The organism is Plantactinospora sp. CA-290183, assembly GCF_050936375.1.
Taxonomy (GTDB): Bacteria; Actinomycetota; Actinomycetes; order Mycobacteriales; family Micromonosporaceae; genus Plantactinospora.
Genome location: NZ_JBNJMX010000002.1, coordinates 163,932 through 182,065 on the forward strand (window position 1 = coordinate 163,932; position 18,134 = coordinate 182,065).

An 18,134-nucleotide genomic window follows, 5' to 3' on the forward strand; every position below is an offset into this window, starting at 1 on the left:
TACCTCGATCCGTTCTGCCGGTGTGCATGGGATGTGTCGCGGTGACGACCGGTCACTTCTTGTCGTCCTCGTCGACGATCTCCGCGTCCACCACGTCGTCCCCGTCCTTGGCGCCACCCGCGCCGGGACCCGCGGCACCCGGACCGGCGCCCGGAGCGGCCTGCTCGCCCTGCTGCGCGTAGAGCAGCGAACCGGCCTGCTGGGAGACCTGGGCGAGCTTCTCGTGCGCCGACTTGATCTTATCCAGGTCGGTACCGCCGAGCGCGGAACGCAGGTCGCCGAGCGCCTCGTTGAGCTGGTCGCGGGACTCCGAGGGCAGCTTGTCGCCGCTCTCCGCGAGGAACTTCTCGGTCTGCCACTGGAGCTGCTCGGCCAGGTTGCGGGTCTCCGCCTCCTCGCGCCGCCGCTTGTCCTCGTCGGCGTGGTCCTGGGCGTCCCGCATCATCCGCTCGATGTCGTCCTTCGGCAGCCCCGAGCCGCCGGTGATCGTCATCGACTGCTCCTTGCCGGTGCCCAGGTCCTTCGCGTTGACGTGCACGATGCCGTTCGCGTCGATGTCGAAGGTGACCTCGACCTGCGGCACACCGCGCGGCGCCGGCGGCAGGCCGGTCAGCTCGAAGGTGCCGAGCTTCTTGTTGTACGCGGCGATGTCGCGCTCGCCCTGGAAGACCTGGATCAGCACCGACGGCTGGTTGTCGTCGGCGGTGGTGAAGACCTCGGAGCGCTTGGTCGGGATCGTGGTGTTCCGCTCGATCAGCTTGGTGAAGATGCCGCCCTTGGTCTCGATGCCCAGGCTCAGCGGGGTCACGTCGAGCAGCAGGACGTCCTTGACCTCGCCCTTGAGCACGCCGGCCTGCAGCGCCGCGCCGACCGCGACGACCTCGTCCGGGTTCACGCCCTTGTTCGGCTCCCGGCCGGTGAGCTGCTTGACCAGCTCGGAGACGGCCGGCATCCGGGTCGAGCCACCGACCAGGATCACGTGGTCGACGTCGGCGACCTTGATCCCGGCGTCCTTGATCGCCTGCTCGAACGGGCCCTTGCAGCGGTCCAGCAGGTCCTGCGACATCCGCTGGAACTCCGCCCGGGTGAGCGTCACGTCCAGGTGCAGCGGCGCCGAGGGGGCACCGTCGCCACCCGCCGGGCCGGCGGTGATGTACGGCAGGTTGATGCTGGTCGTGGTCGCGGCGGACAGCTCGATCTTGGCCTTCTCGGCCGCCTCGCGGAGCCGCTGCATCGCCATCTTGTCCTGCGACAGATCGACCCCGTGCTGCCCACGGAAGGTCTTGACCAGGTGGTCGATGATCCGCTCGTCCCAGTCGTCGCCGCCGAGGTGGTTGTCACCGCTGGTCGACTTGACCTCGATGACGCCCTCGGCCAGCTCCAGCAGCGACACGTCGAAGGTGCCGCCGCCCAGGTCGAAGACCAGGACGGTCTGCTCCTTGGAGCCCTTGTCCAGGCCGTACGCCAGCGCCGCCGCGGTCGGCTCGTTCACGATCCGCAGGACGTTGAAGCCGGCGATCTCCCCGGCCTCCTTGGTGGCCGTCCGCTGGGCGTCGTTGAAGTACGCCGGGACGGTGATCACGGCGTCGGTGATCCGCTCCCCCAGGTACGCCTCGGCGTCCCGCTTGAGCTTCATCAGCGTGCGCGCGGAGATCTCCTGGGGGGTGTACTTCTTGCCGTCGATGTCGACGGACCAGTTGGTGCCGACCTCCCGCTTGACCGACCGGATGGTCCGGTCCGGGTTGGTCACCGCCTGACGCTTGGCGACCTCACCGACGAGCACCTCACCGTTGCGGGCGAACGCGACGATCGAAGGAGTCGTCCGCGAGCCCTCCGCGTTCGCGATGACGGTGGGCTCGCCGCCCTCGAGAACGCTGACGCAGGAGTTCGTCGTGCCGAGGTCGATGCCGACCGCACGTGCCATCTTCGTTTCCTCGCTTCGTACTAGAGCAGGTGACGGGCACCGCCCGCAGCGCACCCACCACAAGTTGAGTGGACCGGACTCAATAGTGCCACGGCGAGCCCCAACGTCAAAGTCGACTTGAGTCACATCGACGCAACCCGCTTCCAGGCCCGGGTACGGCGAACCGGCCCCTCATCGACGGAGGTCGCGGCGGCCGACCACCGTACGCGCCCGGCACGCGGCGACGGCGCGCTGATCCGTCGGTAACCGTGCCTGTTGTCTGTGTTGCAGGGATCGGGCAGTCTTTACCCGTGACGACCCACGGCGACGCGGCCAGCGACCTCGGCACGTCCGTGGTCGAGGACGGGCGCCAGCACGGTGACGCCCCGGACGAGCGGGTCGGTCCGGGCCGGAGCGGGACGCCCCGCCCGGACCGGGACCTACCCGACACCGGCGTGGTCCCGGACGGCCCGGCGGAGCCCGGCGGCGGATCGACACCGGCGGGGACGAGCCCTCCCGGGCCCGGTCCGGACCCCCTCGGCTCGCCGCTGGCCGATGCCCCGCCGCCGACCGGCACCCGGGCCGGGACCGGCACCGAGCCGGACCTCTCCGAGGCGCTGGCCGGGCTGCGCGATGCCGTGCACGCCACCGCGTACCCGCTGGCACTGGCCGATGCGGGCCAGGCGCGACGACTCGCCGACGGGCTCGTCGCCCAGCTCGACGACTACCTGCTGCCCCGCCTCGCCCGACTCGACGCCCCGCTGCTCGTGGTCGTCGGCGGCTCCACCGGCGCCGGCAAGTCGACCCTGGTGAACAGCCTGGTCCAGGCCCGGGTCAGCGCCACCGGCGTGCTCCGGCCGACCACCCGGTCACCGGTACTCGTCTGCAACCCGGCCGACTCGGCCTGGTTCCGGCAGGGTGACCTGCTACCGGGCCTGACCCGCACCGCCGAGCCGGGCGACCGGCCGGACACGCTGCAACTGGTCTCCGCGCCGGCGCTGCCCGCCGGGTTGGCCTTCCTGGACGCCCCCGACATCGACTCGGTGGTCGACGCCAACCGGGCCCTCGCCAGCCAGCTGCTCGCCGCTGCCGACCTGTGGCTCTTCGTCACCACCGCCGCCCGGTACGCCGACGCGGTGCCGTGGGAACTGCTCCGCACCGCCCGCGCCCGCGGCACCGTGATCGCGCTGGTCCTCGACCGGGTGCCGCCGGGAGCGGCCGACGAGATCAGCTCCCACCTCGCCGAGATGCTGGCCGAGCAGGAACTGGGCGCCGCACCGGTGTTCGTGCTGCCGGAGACGGTGGTCGACGGGCAGGGCCTGCTGCCGGACCGGCTCACCCAGCCGCTCCGCTCCTGGTTCGGCCGGCTCGCCTCCGACGCCGAGGCCCGGTCGGCGGTGATCCGGCAGACCCTGGACGGCGCGCTCGGCGCGCTCGGTCCGACCGTCGCCGGGCTGGCCACCGCCGCCGACCAGCAGGCCGCCGCCGCCGAGGCGCTCGACGACCGGGTCCACGCGGCCTACCGCAACGCCCGCCGCACCGTCGAGGACGGGCTGCGGGACGGCCGGCTGCTCCGCGGCGAGGTCCTCGCCCGCTGGCAGGAGTTCGTCGGCACCGGAGAGCTGTTCCGCACCCTGGAGGCCCGGATCGGCCGGCTGCGGGACCGGCTCGTCGCGGCGGCCACCGGCCGTCCCGCGCCCAGTGCCCAGCTCCGGAATGCGATCGAGTCACAACTGGTCACGCTGCTGCGGGAGACCGCCGCCGTGGCCGCCGAACAGAGTCACAGCGCCTGGCAGGCGCACCCGGCCGGCGCCGCGCTGCTCACCCCGGAGTTGGCCCGGCCCGGCGCCGACCTGCCGGAACGGGCCGAGCGGCTGGTCCGGGACTGGCAGCGCGGCGTCCTGGAGCTGGTACGCACCACGGGCGGTGACAAGCGGTTCGTGGCGCGCAGTGCGGCGTACGCGGTCAACGCCACCGGGCTGGCCGTCATGATCGCGGTGTTCGCCTCCACCGCGTTCATCCCGACCGGGCTGGAGGTCGCGGCGGCCGGCGGGACCACGGTGGCGGCGCAGAAGGTGCTGGAGGCGATCTTCGGTGACCAGGCGATCCGTACGCTGGCCAACCGGGCCCGGGCCGACCTGATGACGATGGTCGGAACGCTGTTGGACGAGGAGGCCGCCCGCTACCTGACCCGCACCTCGGCGGCCGGCGTGCACGGCGACCCCGGTGAGCGGCTGCGCCGGGCGGCCGAACTGGTGCGCGACGCCCGCTCCCGCACCTCGCTGACCGGTACCGTTCCGCCGGCCGGAGACGATTCCGGGGCCGGCGACGCCGGGCAGGCCGGGGCCACGCCGCAGGTCGGGGCTGCGCCGGCCGTGGAAGAGCCGCCGGCCGGAGCGGGGACGGCCCGGTGAGCGGGGTCAGCCACACCGGCGGCGCGGTGACCGACATGATGGGCAGGGTGCGCGACGTGTTCCGGGCCGACGAGCGGGTCGACGCCGACCGGCTGACCGAGCGGCTGACGGCGGTCAGCCGGTTCCTCACCGCCGTCGAGGGCCACCTGCCCGACGAGCGGCTGGTACCGGCGCACACCCTCGTCGAGCGGGCCGGCACCCGGCTGGCGCTCTCCCGCGACCACACCGTGGTGGCGCTGGCCGGCGCGACCGGCAGCGGCAAGTCCAGCCTCTTCAACGCGCTGGCGCGGTTCGAGATGTCCCCGGTCGGGGTCCGCCGGCCGACCACCGGAGTGACCCACGCCTGCGTCTGGGGGCCGTTGGACGGCGCCACCAAGCTGCTCGACTGGGTCGGCGTACTGCCCCGGCACCGGTTCGTCCGGGAGAGCGCCCTGGACGGTGCGGACGAGGCCGACCTGCACGGCCTGGTCCTGCTCGACCTGCCCGACTTCGACTCGGTGGAGCGGTCCCACCGGCTGGAGGTGGACCGGCTGCTCGGCCTCGTCGACCTGGTCGTCTGGGTCGTCGACCCGCAGAAGTACGCCGACCGGGTGGTGCACGCCAGTTACCTGCGCGAGTTCCACCGCCACCGGGACGTCACCGTCGTGGTCCTCAACCAGGCCGACCGGCTGCCACCGGCCGAGGTGCCCCGGCTGATGGCCGACCTCCGGCGGCTGCTCAACGCCGACCAGCTCGCCGGGGTCCGGCTGCTCGCCACGTCCGCACTGAGCGACCACGCCACGGCCCCGCTGCGTTCGGTGCTCGGTCAGGCGGTCGCCGAACGGCAGGCGGCGCTGCGCCGGCTCGCCGGTGACGCGGACGCGGTGACCGAGCGGTTGGCCGAGATGATGGGCTCGGCACCGGCCAGCGACGACGTCGACCGGCCGACCATGCGCCGGCTCATCGACGCCCTCGCCGCCGCGGCGGGCGTACCGGCGGTCGCCGAGGCGACCGAGCAGGCGTACCGGCACCGGGCGGTCGCCGCGACCGGCTGGCCGGTGGCGCGGGGCTGGCGACGGCTGCGGCCGGACCCGCTTCGCCGGCTGCACCTGGCCGGGCCCGCCGACGACCGGTCGAGGCAGCTCGCGGAGACCGGCGAGGCCGTCGTTCCGGCGGCGGCCACCTCGCTGCCCGAGCCGACCGTGGCACAGCGCTCGGCGGTCGGGCTGGCCCTGCGGGCGGTCGCCGACCAGGCCGGTACGTCCCTGCCCGCCCCCTGGGCGGCGGCGGTGACCACCGCGGCCCGCTCCCGGCTCACCGACCTCTCCGACGCGCTGGACCGGGCGGTCGCCACGACCGACCTCGGGGTGGCCCGCCGGCCGATCTGGTGGCGGCTGGTCAACGGGGTGCAGTGGCTGGTGACCGTGGCCGCCGTGGCGGGCCTGGCCTGGCTGGTCCTCGGCTACCTGGTACGCGCCGTCGGGCTGCCCCGCCTGGAATATCCGATGGTCGGCGAGGTGCCGCTGCCGACCCTGCTGCTGCTCGGCGGACTGCTCCTCGGGGTACTGGTCGCGCTGCTGGTCAAACCGGTGATCCGCTGGGCCGCCCGGCGGGCGCGGTGGCGGGCCGAGGGCCGGATGCACGACGCGGTGGCCGAGGTGGCCCGGGCACAGGTCGTCGCGCCGGTCCGCGCGGTGCTCCGCTCGTACGCCGAGGCGCGGGCCGCGCTCCGCGCCGCCTCGTCGTCCAGGTGATCTTCCGGCGGGTACGGGAGCGAGCTGACCGGCGCCGATCTCCGCGCCGGGCGTACCCGTTGATCTTCGGGGTGCCCGCTCCCGGCGCGCTCCTGGTGCTCGATGGCCGGCCCCCGGCGTAGGGTCGATTTCATGGCCACGCCGCAGAACCCCTATGACGCAGTGCTGCACGCCGCTCGCGACGTGACAAAGCTCGACTGCGCGCTGGACGCCGAGATGCTCGGCACGGCGCTGCTGGGCAGCGTCTACGCCATCGCCGAGGAAGATCGCAACAGTGCCGTCCGCGAGTTCGTGGGCGGCTTCCTCACCGCGACCTCGCGCCGCCGCACGGCGGCGGCGCGCACCATCCGTACCGTCTTCGCCTCGCTGGTGCCGGACGCCGCCGGCGCCGCGGCGGTCAAGCCCGGCACGCAGTCGCCCTCCTGGTCCGAACAGCTCGGGAAGGTACGGCTGACCGGCAGTTACGCCTACGGCGACGTGTACGGCGACCAGACCTCCTACCTGGCCACCTTCGCCTACGACGACACCGAGACCGGCGGGCCGGAGCATGCCGTGGTGGCGCTGGTCGACCACAACATCGGGATCACCAAGGACGTCTTCGTCGGCGGCCCCGCCGAACGGATCCTCGGACAGGTGCGCGAGATGTGCGCCGGTGACGCGCTGACCTGGTTCCGCGAGGAGGACCCGTCGCGGCTGCGCGGCGAGGTGGCCCGGCACCTGAACATCACCGACGAGTTGGGAGCGCTGCCCGACGAGGGCTCGCTCGCCACCGACCGGGCGCTGGTCGGTGCTCGGCTGGCCCTGCTGCCCACCCCTCTCCTCAGCGCCGTACGGGACGAACCGGAGGCGCTCTCGGCCGACGGACGCGACCGGTTGGTCCGTGGTTTCCTCGGCTCTCCGGAGGCCGCCCGGCTCAACCTGCACCAGGTGCCGGAGGCGGATCTCGCCTCGCTGCACTTCTGCCTCAGCCTGGTGCTGGACCACTCGGCGACGCTGCCGGACGCGGACCCGATGCGCTGGAGTCCGGCCGTGGCCGGGCTGTTCCTGCTCGACTGGGTGCACCGGCGGGCGGTGCTGGACATGGACGACGCGGCGATGCTGCCCCGGGTGGTCCGGGGTTGGGCCGCCTACGCGGCCCGGCAGCGAGGGCTGCCGGCCGAGGCGGCCGCCCAGACCGACGAGGCGATCGACGAAATGGTCCCGGAGTTCGTCCGGCTCTACACCACGGGTGAACGGCGCAGCCCGGCCACGGCGGCGGTGGCCCAGCTGATCGCCGAGGGCGTCGACCCGGACGACCCGGAGGCGTTGGACGCCTGGATCGAGGCGAACCGGCAGCGGCTGGGCGACGACCCGGCGTAGCCGACCGGCGAACGGTGCTGCCCCGGCCCCCGCGCCCCGCGCGCGGGGGCCGGGCACACCTGCCGAGTGGACGCCGCCCGGTCAGCGCCGCCCGGTCAGCGCTCGCCGTCGGGCTGCCCGAGCAGCCGGGCCCGGCGCGCGGTCAGGCCGGGCAGGTCCACCCGGACCGGCCACGGGCTGTCGGTCGCGAACGGCTCGGTCGTGTAGTGGGTGACGTAGCGGTACTGCCGGCCGCCCGGGTCGAGCACCAGCTCGGCGAGCGCGATCGTCGGCTTGTCCTCCTCCGGCACCACGATCCAGTACGCCGGCACGCCGGCACGGGCGTAGAGGGCCCGCTTGGTCTCGGTGTCCCGCAGCGCCGAGGTCGGCGAGACGACCTCGACGACCAGGAGCGCGTCGGTGATCGGGAACGGGGTGCAGCGCAGGTGCTCGGCCCGGGTCACCACCACGTCCGGCCGGGGCTCGTTGTGCTCGTCGACGGTGGTGGACTGGTCGGTGCCGACCGCGTATTCGTCTGAGGGGACCGAATCCTCCAGCAGGTTGGCGATCCAGCGGGCGATGGTGTTGTGGTCGATCGTGGCCGAGGGGGACACGATGAGGCTCCCGTCAATCAGCTCGTAGCGCCGGCCGTCATCGGGCAGGGCGTGCAGGTCTGCCGTGGTGTAGCCGTGCGGGCCGGGCCGGTCGAGGGCGATCGGGGCGGCGGTCATCGGACGACCTCCGGGATCGGTCGGGGAAGCCACGAGGTCAAGGCTACGGGTGGGGCGTTCACGGGCGCCAGCGTAACGGTGAGCACTGACAAGATCACGCAAACGGCGGCGGGGGCGGCCCGATGGACCGCCCCGCCGTACTGTTGCGCTGACTCAGATCTCGACCTCGTGGTGGTCGTCGTGCAGGCCGCCGCCGCCACCGGCCGGCGCGGTGGTGCCGCGGGTCGGCCCCGACAGCGGCCGGGTCAGGCTGCGGGTGTCAAAGGCGTACGTGACGATGGCGTGCGCCACCGCGTCGGACATCTCGTCGATCGCCCTGGTGCTGATGTTGTCGATGTCGTCGCAGGCCTGGTGGTAGCAGGGGTCGTAGGGCTGCCCCGCCGTACCGCCGTAGACCTCGGCCTCCTCGGGCGTCTTGACCAGCTCGGCTCCGGTGAAGAGGCCGCCGGACGGGATGTCGACGCCGGCCGCGATGAACGGCCCGTAGTCGCTGCGTCCGGAGAACGGCGTCTCCGCCGAGGCGAGCCGCTGGGACCGGAAGTAGTCGTGGAACAGCTTCTCGATCGCGCCCGAGCCGGGCGGGCCGGCCGCCGACCCGGTGCCGACGGGGAAGGCCGAGTTGTCGCCGTCGTAGACGAAGCGGACGTAGTTCGGCGAGCCCACCATGTCGAAGTTCAGGTACAGCGCGATCCTGTCCTGCTCGGCGGCCGGCAGGTTGGCGATGTAGTGCGTCGAGCCGACCAGGTTGGCCTCCTCGGCGCCCCAGAGCGCGAATCGGACCTTGTTGCGGGTGGGCAGCCACCGCATCTGCTCGGCGATCTCCAGCAGGGCGGCGCTGCCGCTGCCGTTGTCGTTGATCCCCGGGCCCTCCGGTACCGAGTCGAGGTGCGCCCCCGCCATCACCACGTTGTCCGGGTTGCCCCAGCGCGACTCGGCGAAGATGTTCTCGGTGGTGGCCGTGCCGCGGAAGGTGTCGGTGAAGACCCGCAGGGTGAGCCCGCCGGCGACCTGCGCGACGAGTTCCTGGCCGATTTCCTGGGAGACGCCCACCGCGGCGAAGTCCAGGGTGTACGTGTTGCCCAGGGTCCCGGAGAGGTCCCCGCTGATGTTGTTGTAGATGACCACGGCGGCCGCCCCCGCGGCGGCGGCGTTGCTGGCCTTCTGTCCGAACGCGCAGGTGCCCCGGCTGATCACGACGATGGTGTCGACGTTGGCCGGTCCGAAGTCGCCGGCGGCGCAGCCCTGGGAGTCGCCGGTCGGCACGCTGCCCGGTGCGGTGACGTCCGCGCTGCCCGAGTAGCTCATGATCCTGTGTGGCAGGTCGCCGGCCGGGGCCGACACCCGCTCCAGTTCGGACGGTGTGTTGATCAGGAACGTCTGGAAGTCGAACGACTGGCGGCTGACCCGGTATCCGGCCCGGCGGAAGATCTTCTCCGCGTAGTCGACCGACTCGTTGTAACCCTCCGCGCCGGAGGCGCGGTTGCCCCCGTTGCGGTCGGCGATCTTCTGGAATTCCTTGAGATGCTGCACGACACCCTTCGCCGTGACCGCCTTGCGCACGGCCCAGGAGCCGAGGCTTCCCGAGCTGGCCTCGGCGGGCGAGGGGGTCGCCACCACCACGAGCGCTCCGACGAGCGCCGTGGCCACCAGGCCTCGGCCCCATCTACCGCTGGTCTGACCCACGATGACTCCTACTCTGCCGACGCCGGGTTATCCGGCCTGTCGAGGGAGGTCAGCATAGCCAGGGGTCACTGGCTCGTGAATCGTCCAGATGAGCCCCCTGGCCCGTCGTTCGGGTCCCGGGGTCACCAGGCAGGTGGTGCTCGGGATCCGGCCAGATGGCGATTGGCACCGCGCAGGCGGTTGGGTGACGCGGTGGACGCGGTGGACCGAAACCCTGCCGACAGAATTGATCAGAGCCGATCGCCAGCCGCGGCACCACAGCCATCCTTGCCGGAAGCGCTGGTGGCGGTCGGACTTCGGACAGCGGCCGGTTCCGCCGGGGATATCGCATCCGATCGCACCCGCCTAGGGTGCAGGGGAAGGCGCGCCAGGGGCCTACGGCGCCTCATCGCGTACGCGCCCGGACCAACCAACTCCGCAAAAGAACACTCCACCGAACCAGCCGGCCATCGAGCAGGCACCCCGTCGGATCCGGCACCCCATCGGATAAGGAGTCGATCGTCATGAGTTCCGCCAAACTCGATCTCCGCGTGGTTCCCGAGCGGCCGACGGCCCGCAACGATGTCCCGTCCGACCTCGACCTGGTGGTCGAGGTGACGACCAGCCGGGGTATCGGTGACCAGCCAGCGATGCACGCGCTGAATCTCTGTGTCGTCATCGACCGCAGCAGCTCCATGGCTACCAATGACAAGCTGGAGCAGGCCAAGCGCAGTTGCGTCAGCATCTGGGAGAGTCTCAACCCGGCCGACCACCTCACCGTCCTCGCGTTCGACGACGAGGTCGTCTCGGTCGTGAACCCACAGACACCGCCGGACGAGGTGAAGAAACGCATAATGGCCCTTCAGCCCGGCGGGATGACGAACCTCTCCAACGGCTGGTACCTGGGCCTGCTCGAACTGCAGACCTACGCCTCGCCCGGCCACATCAACCGGCTCGTACTGCTGTCCGACGGCCATGCCAACCTCGGCGAGCAGAAGCCGACGGTCCTCGGGGCGGAGTCCGCGCGGGCACTGGACGAGCTGTCCGTCACGACCTCGACCATCGGCATCGGGAACGACTTCCAGGAAGATCTGCTCGCCGCGCTCGCCCGGCAGTCCGGCGGCCGGTTCTGGTACATCGGCGATTCGGCGATCGAGGAGATCATCCGCGAGGAGTTCAGCGGAGCGCTGTCGGTGTTCCTCGAACGACCCAGCGTGCAGGTGAACCTTCCACCGGGCGTCACGATCCAGCAGGAGCTCAACGATCTGCCGAAGATCGGCGGCCGCTACCGGCTCCGGCCGGTCAAGGCCAACGACCAGGTGTGCTTCGCCGTACGGCTGCGCGTCAACCCGGAAAAGGTCGAGGACGGCCGGATCACCATCGGAGCGGCCCTTCTGGATGGTGGTGCGCAGGCACGGGAGGCGGTTGTTGACATCGGGCTCGGGACGCTGGACGAGTTCGCGGCGAGCCCGGAGGAACCATTCGTCGCGCTTGTCGTGTCGAAGTACGTCGCGGCGGTCGCCGACGAGCAGATCATCGAGAAAATAGATGCCGGGGAGGTGACGACCATGGTCGAAATGCTGCAGAGCCAGTCCACGTTGATGAAGGAGCTGCAGAGCAAGCTCGGCGGCGCCCGGACCGTCGCGTGGGACGAGATGGATGACCGCCAGGCACGTGAGCGGCGCCGGCTCGAACGGGAGATCCTCGAAAACGATGCGCTGATCGCGGTCGGGCAACTGATCGGCCTGCTGCGCGCTCTCGGCGAGGACGGGAGGGCGGACGGGCTGTTGGAGCTGGGCCGCAAGAAGCATCGCCTCCGTGGAGAGAACAACATGGCGTGGAACTCGCGGTCTCTCAGCGACGACTGGTCGGCCAAGGAGGCTCTGCTACGAGCCCGCCGGGCTATTCCGGCGCTGCTTCGGCAGTATCCGGACCTGGCGGAGGAGTTCGGCGGGATCCAACGGGATATCGATGAGCGACTGGCGCGTCTTTCCTGAGCGGACCTGGTCGGCGATCGGCCGGACCATGAGCGGGTCTGGTCCCGGTGAGGGCCCGTACGGGCTGTCGTACGCGGTCGACACCGGCATCGGTCCGTTCCTCAACGGTCGTGTCTCCGCGCGCATCCGGCTTGCGCGGCGGTCCGGAACCCAGGCTGCCGGGCTGGTCTGCCGCGCCGACGAACACCGGTCGCTGGTGGCGTACTACTTCGTGACCGAGCCCGACTCACCTGAGCTGTTCGCCCTGCGGATCGCCACGTTCAAACACGGGCAGCTCTCCTCGATCGTCGGGCTACGCAAGCCGGTCGACCTCGGCGCCAACGACGAGGTCCACCTGGCGCTGCAATTCTTCTCCGGCGAGATCGTCGGCCAGGTGATGGTCGGCGACGAGGTGCACACGCTCAGGAGCAGTGTCCCCGGGCTGCCCTTTCCCGGGTACGGCGGTGTCGTCCGGTTCTACAACACCTCGGTGCTGGTCCGCGGAGTTCACATCGAGGAGATCGGCACCAAGCCCGTCCTGCCGGAGGAGCCGGAGAGCGTTGACCACCCGCACCGCTTCGCCGCCTTCATCTCGCACTCGGCGACCGACCAGGAGGCGGTCGCGCAGCTCGTGGCGAGGCTGCGCGAGGCCAACATCCCGTACTGGATCGACCATGAGCAGATCACGTTCGGCGACCCCATCGTGGCCAAGATCGAGGAGGGCTTGCAGCAGAGCCGCTCGGTGGTGGTGTGCCTGAGTGCGAACCTCGTGTCGTCGGGATGGTGCCGCGCCGAGTACGGACCGATCCTGTACCGCGAGTTCAGCGGCGACACGTCGCGCCGGGTGATCCCGCTGAGCCTGGACGGTTCGACCGGTTCGGGATCGACGCCGCTGCTGCTCTCGGACAAGATGCGGGCCGACTTTACCGACCAGGCCAGCATGGGCCGGTTCCTGGCGTTCCTCGCGCGGCCGTCGGCATAGTCGTCGGATGGCGGCGGCGTTACCAGACGACCGGTGACGGCGCCTCGGGCCTGCGCACGAACGCCGCCGGGTCCGCGGGCGACACGCTGTCCGCCGAACCCGTCGCACTGACCGTCGGCTCCGGTGCGGTGGGCTCCGGTGCGGTGGGCTCCGGTGCGGTGGGCTCCGTGCTCACGGTCGGCTCCGTGCTCACGGTCGGCTCCGGCACCGGCGAGGTGTAGCTCGCCGTCGGCCCGGGGGCTCCGGAGGAGTCGCTGGGCTCCGGTGTCGGCGGCTCGCTCGGCTCCGGGGTGGGCGGGTCGGTCGGCTCCGGTGCCGGCGGGTCGGTGGGATCCGGTGTCGGGGACGGTGGCCAGCCCGGGTCCGTCGGCTCGGGCGCCGGGAACTGCGGGCCGGTCGGCTCGGGTGCCGGCGGGAGCGGCGGCCTCGGCCCGCCCGGTCCCGGCCCGCCCGGCCAGGGGGGCCGGCCCGGTTCCGTACCCGACGGTCCGGTGCCGGCCGGTCCGGGCCCCGGCACGGGCGCCAGCGCCCGCCAGCTTCCCGGCACCCCGCCCACCCCGGCGGACGTGCGCCGCACGGGCGGCGCCGGGGGTACGAGCACCAGCGGACCACCCAGCGGCGGCGCGATGAACGGGGTGGTGCCGGACGGCGCCATCCCGCTGCTGACGGTCGCCGAACCGGTGCTGATCGCCGCGAGGATCGGCAGGGACGAGGTACCGGCCAGCAGCGCGACGGTGAACAGGTAGCGCCGGGTGGGGCCGGCGAGCCCCTCGGCCCGGTGCACCCCCTTCACCCGGCGGTGGACCTGGTGGGTGCCGCCTGCCCGGCGGTGCCGGGCGAGCAACGACGGGACTCGGTCGTCGGCGCCGTGTTCGGGCACGGGAAACTCCTCGTCGTCGGCGTGATCGGCCAGGTGGGGCCGGGCGGACCTCGTCTCGACCACGGCTGCTTCTCGTCCCTCACAGTGTCGTAGTGACCCTGAGTTCGCCAGCGTCACACAGCGTGTCGGCCCCGGAGTTTGTCGTGTCTTCGCCGACGTACCAGAGCAAATCGCCATAGTTGTGGCGAACCCGGCGCCCGTCGAAATCCGAGCCCCACCGAACTACAGGTGTGCTGACCTGCTCTGCGAATATGGAGCCGACGGCATCGCGGCCGTACCCTCCGCGCACCCGCGGTAGGCGCGGCTCGGAGCCGACGCTCGGCGGACCAGGTTCGCCCCCAAGGACCCTGGTCCATGCCGCGTGGCTGCCCCTACCGGGGTCAGGCGCGGTAGCCACCACCGCCCGGCAGCAGCCGGACGGGCTACGAGCTGCGCGGTCGGGACACCCCCGCTGCCGACGCACACACGACAGGAGATAGGGATGGCGAAGGGCGATCCCGCGGGCACGGCCCGCGGCAAGCGGGCCACACCCCGGTCTGGACGGGCTCGCGGTCAGACCGCGGGCACCCCGGATCTCGTGCAGCTACTCACCCCCGACGGCGAGCGCATCGACAAGGTGACCTGGTCGGACGGTACGGAGTACCAGGTCGACTTCACCGACGAGGAGTACCGCGGGCTCTACCGCGACCTCGTCGTGGTCCGCAAGCTGGACAGCGAGGCGACCGCGCTGCAGCGGCAGGGCGAGCTGGGCATCTGGGCCAGCCTGCTCGGCCAGGAGGCGGCGCAGGTCGGCTCCGGCCGGGCGCTGCGACCGCAGGACATGGCCTTCCCGACCTACCGGGAGCACGGCGTGCTCTACTGCCGGGGCATCGACCCGATCATGCCCCTGGGGCTGTTCCGGGGCGTCGACCTCGGCGGCTGGGACCCGAACGAGTTCAAGTTCAACATGTACACGATCGTCATCGGGGCGCAGACCCTGCACGCCACCGGGTACGCCATGGGCATCACCATGGACGGCCGGACCGGCGCCGATGACGGCGAGGCCGTGATCGCCTACTTCGGTGACGGTGCCTCCTCCCAGGGCGACGTGAACGAGGCCTTCATCTGGTCCAGCGTGCTGAACTCCCCGATCGTCTTCTTCTGCCAGAACAACCAGTACGCGATCTCCGAGCCGCTGGAGCGGCAGACCCGGATCCCGCTCTACCAGCGGGCCGCCGGATTCGGCTTCCCCGGCGTACGGGTGGACGGCAACGACGTGCTGGCCACGTACGCGGTGACCCGGGCGGCACTGGACCACGCCCGGCACGGCCAGGGCCCGACCCTGGTGGAGGCGTTCACCTACCGGATGGGCGCGCACACCACCACCGACGACCCGACCCGCTACCGGATCGCCAGCGAGGTCGAGGCGTGGCAGGCCAAGGACCCGATCGCCCGGGTCCGGACGTTCCTGGCGAAGCAGGGCATCGGCGACGACGCGTTCTTCGCCGAGGTCGACGAGGAGGCCCGGCAGACGGCACTGCGGCTGCGCGAGCGGGTGCTGGAGATGCCCGATCCCCAGCCGTTGACCATGTTCGACCACGTCTTCCCGAACGGTTCCCCTGAGTTGGACGCCCAGCGGGAGCAGCTGGCCCGGTACCTGGACTCGTTCGAGGGGAGCGCGCACTGATGGCCACCGAGACCCTCACCCTGGGCAAGGCACTCAACCGCGGCCTGCGGCGCGCGCTGGAGCAGGACCCCAAGGTCATCATCATGGGCGAGGACGTCGGCAAGCTCGGCGGCGTCTTCCGGATCACCGACGGCCTCCAGAAGGACTTCGGCGAGAACCGGGTGATCGACACCCCGCTCGCCGAGTCCGGCATCATCGGCACCGCGGTCGGCCTCGCCATCCGCGGCTACCGGCCGATCTGCGAGATCCAGTTCGACGGGTTCGTCTACCCGGCGTACGACCAGATCGTGTCGCAGGTGGCGAAGATGCACTACCGCTCGCAGGGGCGGGTCCGGATGCCGATCGTCATCCGGATCCCGTTCGGCGGCGGCATCGGGGCGGTGGAGCACCACTCCGAGTCCCCGGAGGCGTACTTCGCGCACACCGCCGGGCTGAAGGTGGTGGCGTGCAGCTCGCCGCAGGACGCGTACACGATGATCCAGCAGGCGGTCGCCTCCGACGACCCGATCGTCTTCTTCGAGCCGAAGCGGCGCTACCACGAGAAGGGCGAGGTGGATCTGGAGGCGCCCCTGGACGCGGCGTACCCGCTGCACTCCGCCCGGGTGGTCCGGCCCGGCCGGGACGCCACGCTGCTGGCGTACGGGCCGATGGTGCGTACCGCCATGGAGGCGGCGGCCGCGGCCGAGGAGGACGGTCGGCAGCTTGAGGTGATCGACCTGCGTACGCTCTCCCCGCTCGACCTGGCGGCGGCGTACGAGTCGGTCCGGCGCACCGGCCGCTGCGTGGTGGTGCACGAGGCGCCGAACAACCTCGGCCTCGGCGCCGAGATCGCGGCCCGGATCACCGAGGAGTGCTTCTACTCCCTGGAGTCCCCCGTGCTGCGGGTCACCGGCTTCGACACGCCCTACCCGGCCGCCCGGCTGGAAGAGGACTACCTGCCCAACCTCGACCGGGTGCTCGACGGCGTCGACCGCACCTTCGGGTGGTGAGCGGCATGTCGCGAGTCAGGGAGTTCCCCCTGCCCGACCTCGGCGAGGGACTGACCGAGGGCGAGATCCTCAAGTGGCTCGTCGAGGTCGGCGACACCGTCGAGCTCAACCAGCCGATCGTCGAGGTGGAGACGGCGAAGGCGGCGGTCGAGATCCCGGCGAAGTGGGCCGGCCAGGTGACCGCGATCTTCCACCCGGAGGGCACCGTGGTCGACGTCGGTACGCCGATCTTCGCCGTCGACACCGATCCGGGGGCCGGCGACCTGCCGGTGCCCTCGGCGGCGTCGCTGGCCGCGGTCGAGCTGGCGCCCCCGGAGGGCGCGATCGAGCCCGGCCTGATCGGTGGTCCCGCGCCGGGCGGCCGGACGGCGGTGCTGGTCGGTTACGGTCCGAAGACCGGCGCGGCCAAGCGGCGGCCCCGCAAGAGCACCGCGCCGGCGGCGGGCACCTCCGCCGCTGACGCGCCGGCTGCCACGCCCGAGCCGGTACGCCCGGCGCCGGAGCCGGTCCGCGCGGCGGTGCCGGCGCAGCCGGTGGCCGGGGTCGCGGCGCCGGCCGTGAACGGGGCGAATGGACTGGTGCTGGCGAAGCCGCCGGTACGCAAGCTCGCCAAGGATCTCGGCGTCGACCTGCGTACGGTCACCGGGTCCGGCCCGCTCGGGTCGATCACCCGGGACGACGTACAGCTGGCGGCGAGCGGGGGCACGGCGGCGGCCGAGCCGGCGGTCCGGGCGGCGCTCAGCTCGGCGCCGGCCTTCGGGCCGGATCGCGAGCGGCGGATTCCGGTCAAGGGCGTCCGGAAGCTGACGGCGCAGAACATGGTCTCCTCGGCGTTCAGCGCGCCGCACGTGACCGAGTTCCTCACGGTGGACGTGACGCGGTCGATGAAGGCGCTCGACCGGCTGCGGCAGCGGCCGGAGTGGCGGGACGCCCGGGTCTCCCCGCTGCTGCTGGTCGCGAAGGCGGTGCTGCTCGCCGTCCAGCGGCATCCCATGGTCAACTCGACCTGGGCCGGCGAGGAGATCGTCGTCAAGGAGTACGTCAACCTGGGCATCGCGGCGGCCACCGAGCGGGGCCTGATCGTGCCGAACATCAAGGACGCGGGTCGGTTGTCGCTGCGCGAGCTGGCGGACGCGCTGACCGACCTGGTCCAGACGGCGAAGGCGGGGCGTACGACGCCGGCGGACATGTCCGGCGGCACGCTGACCATCACCAACGTCGGGGTCTTCGGGGTCGACACGGGCACCCCGATCCTGCCGCCGGGTGAGTCGGCGATCCTCGCCCTCGGCGCGGTCAAGGAGATGCCCTGGGTGCACAAGGGCAAGGTCAGGGTTCGCCAGGTGACCACGCTGGGTCTCTCCTTCGACCACCGCATCATCGACGGCGAGCTGGGCTCGAAGTTCCTGCGGGACGTCGGGGTGTTCCTCACCGATCCGGAGGCGGCCCTGCTGGCCTGGACCTGACGCTCCGCCGTCCGGCACGACGCGGCCGGTGTGCTCCGGGTTACGACCCGGCACACCGGCCGCGTCCGTCAGGTGACGAAGAACCGTCGCTCACACCTCGCTGTCACCTAAGATTATTAGGCACGTGGTCCACCTCACCTAATAATCGATGGCAATCCTCGGTCTGATGAGGTTGAATGGACACATCAGACGGGACGACAACCGAATAGCCAGGGGGCGCACACCATGAGCATGATCAACCGATTCCGCAACCGCCGCAGCGACGCCCGTCGGGCCCGGGCCATCCAGCGCGCACTGCGTTCGGCCAACTCGCCGGCGGTCCGCGACGAGATCCTGATCGCCGCGCAGCGCTACTACGGCTGAGCTGAGCAGACTCCTCACCTCCGCACCACCGAAG

The 18,134-nt window shown here is 71.8% G+C and carries 13 protein-coding genes; 9 read left to right on the plus strand and 4 right to left on the minus strand.

Annotation, left to right across the window (positions count from 1 at the left end; translation table 11 throughout):
• Nucleotides 1-52: 52 nt before the first annotated feature.
• Entirely contained in the window at nt 53-1,924 is a 1,872-nt protein-coding gene (dnaK, locus tag ACQEUR_RS05585) for a molecular chaperone DnaK (protein WP_433026368.1), read from the minus strand.
• A gap of 290 nt (nt 1,925-2,214) precedes the next feature.
• Here dnaK and ACQEUR_RS05590 point away from each other — a divergent pair, with 290 nt between their 5' ends.
• The 3 genes from ACQEUR_RS05590 (at nt 2,215) to ACQEUR_RS05600 (ending at nt 7,409) form a co-directional block, all read left to right on the plus strand.
• A complete protein-coding gene (locus ACQEUR_RS05590; RefSeq protein ID WP_433026371.1) occupies nt 2,215-4,317 on the plus strand; it encodes an ABC transporter in 2,103 nt (700 codons plus the stop codon).
• A 35-nt stretch (nt 4,318-4,352) separates the two neighbouring features.
• Nucleotides 4,353-6,050 carry a GTPase gene (locus tag ACQEUR_RS05595; protein ID WP_433027712.1) on the plus strand — a complete coding sequence of 566 codons (1,698 nt, stop codon included), beginning with the start codon at nt 4,353-4,355 and terminating at the stop codon, nt 6,048-6,050.
• A gap of 132 nt (nt 6,051-6,182) precedes the next feature.
• Nucleotides 6,183-7,409: a hypothetical protein gene (locus ACQEUR_RS05600; RefSeq protein ID WP_433026374.1), complete on the plus strand. Its 1,227-nt coding sequence runs from the start codon at nt 6,183-6,185 to the stop codon at nt 7,407-7,409.
• A 95-nt stretch (nt 7,410-7,504) separates the two neighbouring features.
• Here ACQEUR_RS05600 and ACQEUR_RS05605 read toward each other — a convergent pair whose 3' ends face one another.
• On the minus strand, nt 7,505-8,119 hold the full coding sequence (locus ACQEUR_RS05605) for a Uma2 family endonuclease (RefSeq protein ID WP_433026377.1): 615 nt from the start codon (nt 8,117-8,119) through the stop codon (nt 7,505-7,507).
• A 153-nt stretch (nt 8,120-8,272) separates the two neighbouring features.
• Complete coding sequence (locus tag ACQEUR_RS05610; RefSeq protein WP_433026380.1) at nt 8,273-9,802, minus strand: M28 family metallopeptidase; 1,530 nt, start codon at nt 9,800-9,802, stop codon at nt 8,273-8,275.
• 503 nt (nt 9,803-10,305) lie between these two features.
• Here ACQEUR_RS05610 and ACQEUR_RS05615 point away from each other — a divergent pair.
• Both ACQEUR_RS05615 and ACQEUR_RS05620 read left to right on the plus strand, forming a co-directional pair.
• Nucleotides 10,306-11,778, plus strand: coding sequence for a vWA domain-containing protein (locus ACQEUR_RS05615; RefSeq protein ID WP_433026383.1), 1,473 nt, complete (start codon nt 10,306-10,308; stop codon nt 11,776-11,778).
• Nucleotides 11,753-12,739 carry a toll/interleukin-1 receptor domain-containing protein gene (locus ACQEUR_RS05620; RefSeq protein WP_433026386.1) on the plus strand — a complete coding sequence of 329 codons (987 nt, stop codon included), beginning with the start codon at nt 11,753-11,755 and terminating at the stop codon, nt 12,737-12,739. Before ACQEUR_RS05615 ends, ACQEUR_RS05620 begins: the two co-directional genes overlap by 26 nt.
• 19 nt (nt 12,740-12,758) lie before the next feature.
• Here ACQEUR_RS05620 and ACQEUR_RS05625 read toward each other — a convergent pair whose 3' ends face one another.
• Nucleotides 12,759-13,682: a hypothetical protein gene (locus tag ACQEUR_RS05625; RefSeq protein WP_433026389.1), complete on the minus strand. Its 924-nt coding sequence runs from the start codon at nt 13,680-13,682 to the stop codon at nt 12,759-12,761.
• A gap of 418 nt (nt 13,683-14,100) precedes the next feature.
• Between ACQEUR_RS05625 and pdhA the strand changes: the two genes are divergently transcribed.
• The 4 genes from pdhA to ACQEUR_RS05645 all read left to right on the plus strand — a co-directional run bounded on the left by pdhA (nt 14,101) and on the right by ACQEUR_RS05645 (nt 18,100).
• Nucleotides 14,101-15,285, plus strand: coding sequence for a pyruvate dehydrogenase (acetyl-transferring) E1 component subunit alpha (gene pdhA / locus ACQEUR_RS05630; RefSeq protein ID WP_433026392.1), 1,185 nt, complete (start codon nt 14,101-14,103; stop codon nt 15,283-15,285).
• The gene (locus ACQEUR_RS05635; RefSeq protein ID WP_433026395.1) at nt 15,285-16,274 is read left to right on the plus strand and encodes an alpha-ketoacid dehydrogenase subunit beta; all 990 of its coding nucleotides are present in this window, start codon (nt 15,285-15,287) and stop codon (nt 16,272-16,274) included. Before pdhA ends, ACQEUR_RS05635 begins: the two co-directional genes overlap by 1 nt.
• A complete protein-coding gene (locus tag ACQEUR_RS05640) occupies nt 16,271-17,737 on the plus strand; it encodes a 2-oxo acid dehydrogenase subunit E2 (protein WP_433026398.1) in 1,467 nt (488 codons plus the stop codon). Before ACQEUR_RS05635 ends, ACQEUR_RS05640 begins: the two co-directional genes overlap by 4 nt.
• Nucleotides 17,738-17,962: 225 nt before the next feature.
• A complete protein-coding gene (locus tag ACQEUR_RS05645; protein ID WP_433026401.1) occupies nt 17,963-18,100 on the plus strand; it encodes a hypothetical protein in 138 nt (45 codons plus the stop codon).
• The last annotated feature ends 34 nt before the right edge of the window (nt 18,101-18,134 follow it).

Bases quoted from the DNA above. Each gene is read 5' to 3' on its own strand.
- pdhA (WP_433026392.1), top strand. From the start codon at position 14,101: ATGGCGAAGGGCGATCCCGCGGGCACGGCCCGCGGCAAGCGGGCCACA.
- ACQEUR_RS05595 (WP_433027712.1), top strand. From the start codon at position 4,353: ATGATGGGCAGGGTGCGCGACGTGTTCCGGGCCGACGAGCGGGTCGAC.
- ACQEUR_RS05605 (WP_433026377.1), bottom strand. From the start codon at position 8,119: ATGACCGCCGCCCCGATCGCCCTCGACCGGCCCGGCCCGCACGGCTAC.
- dnaK (WP_433026368.1), bottom strand. From the start codon at position 1,924: ATGGCACGTGCGGTCGGCATCGACCTCGGCACGACGAACTCCTGCGTC.
- ACQEUR_RS05620 (WP_433026386.1), top strand. From the start codon at position 11,753: ATGAGCGACTGGCGCGTCTTTCCTGAGCGGACCTGGTCGGCGATCGGC.
- ACQEUR_RS05615 (WP_433026383.1), top strand. From the start codon at position 10,306: ATGAGTTCCGCCAAACTCGATCTCCGCGTGGTTCCCGAGCGGCCGACG.
- ACQEUR_RS05645 (WP_433026401.1), top strand. From the start codon at position 17,963: ATGAGCATGATCAACCGATTCCGCAACCGCCGCAGCGACGCCCGTCGG.
- ACQEUR_RS05600 (WP_433026374.1), top strand. From the start codon at position 6,183: ATGGCCACGCCGCAGAACCCCTATGACGCAGTGCTGCACGCCGCTCGC.
- ACQEUR_RS05635 (WP_433026395.1), top strand. From the start codon at position 15,285: ATGGCCACCGAGACCCTCACCCTGGGCAAGGCACTCAACCGCGGCCTG.